The organism is Actinophytocola sp., assembly GCF_035942955.1.
In the GTDB taxonomy this organism is placed as follows: Bacteria; Actinomycetota; Actinomycetes; order Mycobacteriales; family Pseudonocardiaceae; genus DASYTH01.
Window position 1 is genome coordinate 1 of the sequence record NZ_DASZCQ010000169.1, and the last position, 6,872, is coordinate 6,872.

Here is a 6,872-nt window from a genome sequence, read left to right on the forward strand (position 1 = left end):
GACACCAGCAGCGCCGGCCGCGGCAGCAGCGCCCGCGGAAACTGGATGTGCACGTGGTGCCACGGTGCTCGGGTGGACTGATCTTCGACCATCCATCCGTCGAAGGGTCGGGACGAGTCGGCGAACACCATGTCTCCCGGACCGAGCACGGTGACCTGATCGTCGTGCGCAAACCGGTATTCGCCGCACACAAAGACGTACAGGCTGCAGTATTCAGGGTCGATCCGCCGGACCAGCTGCGCCGAGCGCGTCACCCGCATGGTCGATCCGGTCATGGCGTACACCCGCACCGCATCCAAGTCAAGCCGGCGCCAGCTGGCGTGAAAGCCGGTTGTGCTGTCGACCTGGCTGATAACCGGGATGGGCGGTCCTTTGGTCAGTTCGTAAACGTAGTCGAACCGGTCGGTGACGGGCAGGTCGTCGGTTCGGAACACGATGTCCATCATGCGGACGCTCCCGCGGGCGCTGGCGATCCTCAACAGAATAGCCAGGCCGACGGGTTGGTCAGCAATTCAAATATCGACCAGCTGCGCCTCAGGTGTCGGCGACGTCCGGACGCCGAGCGACGAGGAACGCCGCGGTACCCGGTAGGGCCGGCAACTCCCGCACCCCGGCGAAACCGGCTGAGGTGGCAGCCGCGGCCATCTCGGCGCTGGTCCACGGTGTGCCACCGTTCGACACGACGCGCCAAGCGGTGATCGTGTCGGTTCGGGTGGCACCGTAGTAGCCGACGATTCCGAAGATCATCACGCCGCCGGGCTTGAGTGCCTCGCGGAGTCTGGGCAGTGCGGCGCGAACGGCCGCCTGGGGGACGAAGACCACTGGGCACCAGGCGACATCGAACCTGGCGCGGTCGGTCAGCTCGGCCACGTCCTGCCGGCGCAGCTCTACCCGGTCCGCCACCATCGCGGCTACGACCCGGTCCTTGGCCATATCGAGCGCGTTGGGGAGCACGTCGATGCCGACAACGCGCAACGTCGGGATCGCGTCGCACAACCCGACCGCAATACCGCCGGTGCCGGTTCCCACATCGAGCAACATGGCTCCTGGCTCGCGCAGCAGGGCATCCAGCCCTTCCACCTGCGGCACGATCCGGGACAGGAATGGCAGGGCGCTGGCCTGCGACGCGTCACCTTGTGCACGCAGTGTCGCGTCGTCCTGGTTGGCCCAACCGGTCGTTCCGCTCGCGGCGACCACCATTTGACGCAGGTTGCCGATCAGGTTCAAGGCGCCCGCCGCGGCTGGATCGGCCAGCAACGCGGCGAGTCCGTCGATGGGGACCCAGTTTCCGTTCCCGGCGCGCTGGGCAAGCCCCGCCTGTCCCAGCACGGCGCCGTGCTCTTCGGTCAACTCCGCTTCTGGATTCTGCAGCAGCGTAGCCACCGCGGCCAGCATCCACGCGGAGTCGGCAAGCTCACCGATCCGTTCCCGCACCTGCTCGACAGCGCTCATAGGACCACCCAAACACATTTCCCGACCCGGCACGCCGGCGACCAACCTTCCCGTGCGCCTGCCGACAACTTCTGTGCGTCCGTCGTCAACCAGGTCTGACCGGCTTTCCGGCATCGTCTGTTGCGGCGGAGAACCGCCGCACGACGATAGGAAGTAGGAGCGAATGATCAACGACACGTGCGTGCTGGTGCGCGATGGAACGTACGGCGGCATTCAGGGTGGCACTTTCTCCGCGGGAATCTCCGCCGAATCTGCCGGTGCGGAACGGATCTGCCCGCGCTGAGGGTTTCCGGCCTCTTTCTGGCCGGAAGCCTTGACGCGGTGAGTCAAATCTTAGTTATCGCCTGTTCGGTTATCATGCTCGTTGTTGGTGCTGGGTTTGCCGTGCAAGCTGTCTCCTTTTACCGGGTCGCGGCAGCGAACAAGGGCCCTCATCGAAAATTGGAATCGTTCATTCAAAAATAATGGGTTTCGGAAACCGTGAACGCAATATCGCATCAACCGTTGACAGGCTCCCAAGTCACTATAGACAGCGAGAACCGTACTCATCTCAGCATTTCCGGGCGCTCGGTTACCGTCACCATGATCGCTCCGCAACGCGGATCTGAAACACGTTCTCTCGATGGATCACCTGCCGTTGGTGGTCCACCGACCGGCAACGTGGTGGTCGCGCAACAGGTGGCAAACGACACCACTTGGACCTGCGCCTTCGCTACAGCCAGGGGCGGCAAGGATGCGAGTATGTCCGCCTCACGAGCCGGGGATCGGGTGCGGTCGGACCTCACGAACACAAGCCTCCCCACCGAACAGGGTGCGGTCGGTTGTCGCGGAGAAACGCGGTCGCATCTGACCGACAAAACCATGCAGTCCTCGTGCAACTGCCGGGCGGCATCGTTGGTCGGGTGCAGGAACTGGCCGAGGAAGGTGTAGTGCGCCTCGATCCGCGTGATGACCGCTCGGTCGACCAGCTCGTTCAGCTCCAAGCAGGTCAGCAGCCCGTCGTAGGACAGGTAGTGCCGGTAGACGACCGTGGCCTTGGCCTGGTGTCCGCGCATGATCTTCTTGGTGTCGGCCGGCAGCTCGACGTACTCGAAGTAATCGTCTTGCTTCAGCCGCATGACTTCGGGCCGAAAATTCTGGAAGTGAAAGTAGTGGACCGGCACCTGGAAGTCCGGCTCGTCCTCGCCCTTCAAGCCCTCGAAGACGTACATGAGGTGCCGCCTGGGCGGACGCGGATATTTCTGGATGGCCAGGCAATTGGTCGTACCGGCTTCTTGCTGCTCTTTGAGCTTGGCCTGTTCACGTGACCATGAGCAGCGCGGTCTAGACTTCTCGCCTCAACCTGTTCACCCACCTTGGTGCGGTATCTACGCCATCCGCGAGTGGGCCCGGCACAACGGGTTCGACCTGGCCGACCGTGGCCGCATTCCCGACCATGTCATCGACGCCTTCGGGCAAGCCCAAGCCACTGCCAGCAAGACCACGAAGCGCCGGCGCAAGACCAAGCGACCAGCGGTCTCGGACTAAGCAGCCTGGCCGCATCGTCACCCACTACGTCGCTGGCGAGCGCTGCCTCCAACGCCCAGACGTTCGGGTGATCAATGACGGGTGTTCACTCAATTGGGTGACGTTGTCTGGCGGCAGCCCAACTGGGGGCTGTAGATTTACCCGGCTCATTCTCCTCATGGCCTGCAGCGACCGGAGGGAATGGACAGCGGGCCCGGCCCTCTGAGCGCCTGCAGAGGGTCGGGTCCTTCTGTGCCAATGCGGAAAATTGACGCCGGCCCGACCGATGCCCGCCGCATACGTGATCTTTTTTCTGTTAGAGACAGCGGCTCGGCGATAGCGCCTAGCGAAAGTCGTGCCATTACTACTTCAAGTACCGCATGAGATGTCGCTAATGCCTTTGGCGAAACATTTGGGCGGTCTGCTCGGCAGCAGCGCCCACTAATACGCCATGGCGCTGGTAGAGCAGGTCATACGCGGCCACGGCATCCCGCAGCACCACCCCTGAGCAATGCCGCGTCGCTGGCGCCGGTCGCGGCTCACTCACCGCCATACCTCCAGATGGTGGAGACCGGGTGGTGACGATGCCTGCGAGCATCCGGGTATCGGACCGACGCATAACGCGATTATTCTAACTTGACCTGATTGATACTTTGACCTGCGTACTTGATCTCGTGTCTGGGAGAGTCATAGGCTTAGCGGTGGCATCGTGTCAATTGACGAATAAACGTCTGTGGTAACGGGTTTACTGTAGTGAAATGTGTGCGCGCTGCCGGAGAGGGGTCGTGATGGCGGACGAGACGAACGCGGGCGGTTAGCAGACAAGCTGACTATCTTGTTCGCCATCACACGCTGCGCGACGGTCAGGAATATAATAATGAGCAACAGGTTGCCGCGGTGGTCTGCGCGCGGGGAGAGGTCACGATCTCCCAAAGTTATATTTGGCAGCTCCGTAAATCCAAGAAGGATAATCCGACGTACAAGCATCTGCAGGCGCTGGCCGGGTACTTCGGTGTTCTGGGCCGTTATTTCGTCGACGACGAGGTGACCGATCGGGTCAACCAGCAGCTGCGTGCAGAGCAGCTGCGGCTCAACGAGCTCGCTCGACGCGACGACGTGCAGCTGATGGCCATGCGCGCCGGACAGCTGTCAGCTTGTCCTGGCTGGGAGCCGTTCACAGTTGCCGTTCGGCTCGGGGACCGGGGTGTTTTCTTGTGTGGTCGGTATTCTCGGGTTCATGTCGGCTCTTGGGGCTCGGCTTCGGCTGATCCGGTGGCACCGTGTGGGGGCTGTGGCCGGACAGCTGCCGCCGAACGTCTCCGCGTTCACCGGTCGGGTGGATGCTGTGGCCGGCCTGGATGATCTCGTCGGCACGGTGCCGGTCGGGCTGATCACCGGCACGGCGGGGGTGGGCAAGACGGCGCTTGCCATCCACTGGGCGCACCGGGCTCGGGATCGTTTCCGCGACGGACAGTTGTATGCCAATCTGCGCGGGTACGACCCGGACCTGCCCGCGACCCCGGCCGAGGTGCTGAACCGTTTTCTGGCCGCGCTGGGTGTGGCGGGCCGGGACATCCCGGCAGAGGTGGAGGAGCGCGCGAGCATGTTCCGCGCTCTGGTCGCCGGCCGGCGGATGCTGCTGGTGCTGGACAACGCGTCCTCGGTCGAGCAGTTGCGCCTACTGCTGCCGGGCACACCCTCCTGCTTCGTGCTGGTGACCAGCCGCGACAGCATGCCCGAGCTGGTGGCCGGATACTGCGCCCGGCGGCTGGAGCTTGACGTGCTCACCTCCGGCGAGGCTATGGCGTTGCTGCGGACTCTGGTCGGTGCCCGGCTGGACGCCGACCCGGACGCGACCGCGGACCTCGTGCGGCACTGCGCGCGGCTTCCGCTGGCCCTGCGCATCGTTGCCGAGCTGGCGAACCGGCGGAGCACCACCCCGTTGGCGGAACTGGTGCTGGAGCTGGACGACCGGCGCCGCCGCCTGACGGTCCTGCGAGCCGGCCCGACGGCCGTGCCGGCGGTGTTCTCCTGGACCTACCGCCAGCTGCCCGCGCAGGCCGCCCAGCTGTTCCGCCGGCTCGGCTGGTACCCCGGCCCGGACATCGACCTCCCCGCAACCGCCGCGCTCGGCCGGGTCGGCGTGCACGAGGCGGGCGAGCTGGTGGCCATGCTCGGCCGGGCGCATCTGGTGCAGGTCGACAACGGCCGGATCACCATGCACGACCTGCTCCGCGACTACGCGGCAGACCTAGCCACGACCCAGGACAGCGCGGCGGACCGCTCGGCTGCGCTGTCCGCGCTCCTCGACCACCATCTGATCACGGCCGCCCGGGCGATTGACCTCTACGCTCCGTACGAGCCGGCGTCGTCCCGAGTTGGCCCCGCGGCATTCGCCGACCCCGCGGCGGCGTTGGCATGGCTGGACACCGAACGCGCCAACCTAATCGCGGTCGCACTCTACGCCGCCGACCACGGCCGGCCGGACCACACTGCCCAGCTGTCCCGCATCCTGTTCCGCTACCTGGATCTGAGCGCCCACTACGACGACGAGGCGCTGCTGCACACCGCCGCCCTACGCACCGTGGACCCCCGTGACGCCATGCCGGTGCTCGGCAACTACGGCGCCGTGCTGTGGCGCCGCGGGCGCTACCACGACGCGCTGGCCCACTGGCAGCGCGCCCTGGAGCAGGCTCGGCACATCGGCAGCCGCCACCACGAAGCACGCATGCTCGGCAACCTTTGCACCGTCCACGTGCGACTCGGCAACTACCAACTCGCGCTCACCCTTGGCCGGCGCGCGATCGCCCTCCTGCACGACGTGCAGGCCCACTACGGCGAAGGGATAATTCTCGAGAGCCTGGGCTTGGCCTGCCGAAAACTCGGCCGCCACGAGGACGCGCTCGGCCACTACCATCAGGCCCTCGCCACCTTCCGCCGGATCGGCGCCCGCCACGAAGGCGACGTGCTGAGCAACATCGGTCTCACCTACGCCGAGCTGGGCTATCACCAGGAAGCCCAATACCACCAGCACGAAGCCCTAGCCATAATCCGCCAGTTCGACCAACCCCAATACGAGGCCGAGGTGCGCAACAACCTCGGTATCACACTGCGCCTCGCCGGCTCGCCCCAACAGGCGATCCCCCACCACCGCCACGCCCTGACCATCGCCACCCGACTCGGCGACCGCTACGAGCAGGCCAGAGCCCACGAGGAACTCGCCCGCGCACACACCGCACTGGCCGACCCGCACACCGCCCACCACCATCACAACCAGGCCCGTGCCCTACACACCGCCATGGGCACACCACCACGCTGAACGACGACGACGCTTTGCGGGCTCTGGTTGGTTGGAGGGGCCGACGCGGACCGATCGGGGTGCGGTCCTGCGCGAGGACTGCCAATGGTACGGCCGGCAGACGGCTGCAGCTCAGCGGTGTTCGCGATGTGACGGTCGCGTTGTCCGGACGACCGGGATCGGGTGAGGTCGGTGAACGGGCCCGGCCCCTTGTCGGAAAGAGGTCCGGGCCATCAATTCGGCTTGGGCGTATGACGAGGTTTCTGTCGATATAGTCACCGCCGTTTCCCGCCGATGCATATTTCTGCCGGCACACCAATAGCATGAGACTAACTGGGTGCTGCTATTTGACAAGCCCCAGCAATCTATCCGCCCGTCTGCGTTGGTTTGGTGGTGTTAGTGTTAGTGGATGACGCCGGCGCGTATGGCTAGTGCGACTATTTGTACGCGGTTGCGGGCGCCGAGTTTTTGACCGATGAGCTTGGCCCCGTTGGCCGGACACGTCGGGTGTGGGGTCAGTGATCTTGGTCTGACCCGGTGTGGAGGGCTTCAAACGTGATGGGGCTGTGCATTCCGATACTGGAGTGTCTCCGTTTCGGGTTGTACCAGCATTCTA

The 6,872-nt window shown here is 64.9% G+C and carries 4 protein-coding genes and 1 pseudogene; 2 read left to right on the forward strand and 3 right to left on the reverse strand.

All coding sequences use genetic code 11. The annotated features are described in order from the left end of the window. From VGX25_RS17095 to VGX25_RS17105, 3 genes and pseudogenes are all read right to left on the reverse strand, one after another. A pseudogene (locus VGX25_RS17095) lies at nt 1-446 on the reverse strand (hypothetical protein); the annotation flags it as partial. A gap of 88 nt (nt 447-534) precedes the next feature. Continuing rightward, the gene (locus VGX25_RS17100) at nt 535-1,452 is read right to left on the reverse strand and encodes a class I SAM-dependent methyltransferase (protein ID WP_326918795.1); all 918 of its coding nucleotides are present in this window, start codon (nt 1,450-1,452) and stop codon (nt 535-537) included. Nucleotides 1,453-1,997: 545 nt separating this feature from the next. Beyond that, the gene (locus tag VGX25_RS17105; protein ID WP_326918796.1) at nt 1,998-2,663 is read right to left on the reverse strand and encodes a hypothetical protein; all 666 of its coding nucleotides are present in this window, start codon (nt 2,661-2,663) and stop codon (nt 1,998-2,000) included. A 34-nt stretch (nt 2,664-2,697) separates the two neighbouring features. Between VGX25_RS17105 and VGX25_RS35710 the strand changes: the two genes are divergently transcribed. Together VGX25_RS35710 and VGX25_RS17110 are read left to right on the forward strand one after the other, a co-directional pair. After that, on the forward strand, nt 2,698-2,979 hold the full coding sequence (locus VGX25_RS35710) for an Lsr2 family DNA-binding protein (RefSeq protein ID WP_414635845.1): 282 nt from the start codon (nt 2,698-2,700) through the stop codon (nt 2,977-2,979). Nucleotides 2,980-4,249: 1,270 nt separating this feature from the next. After that, nucleotides 4,250-6,277 (forward strand): ATP-binding protein, encoded by a 2,028-nt coding sequence (locus VGX25_RS17110; protein WP_326918797.1) that lies wholly within the window; start codon nt 4,250-4,252, stop codon nt 6,275-6,277. The last annotated feature ends 595 nt before the right edge of the window (nt 6,278-6,872 follow it).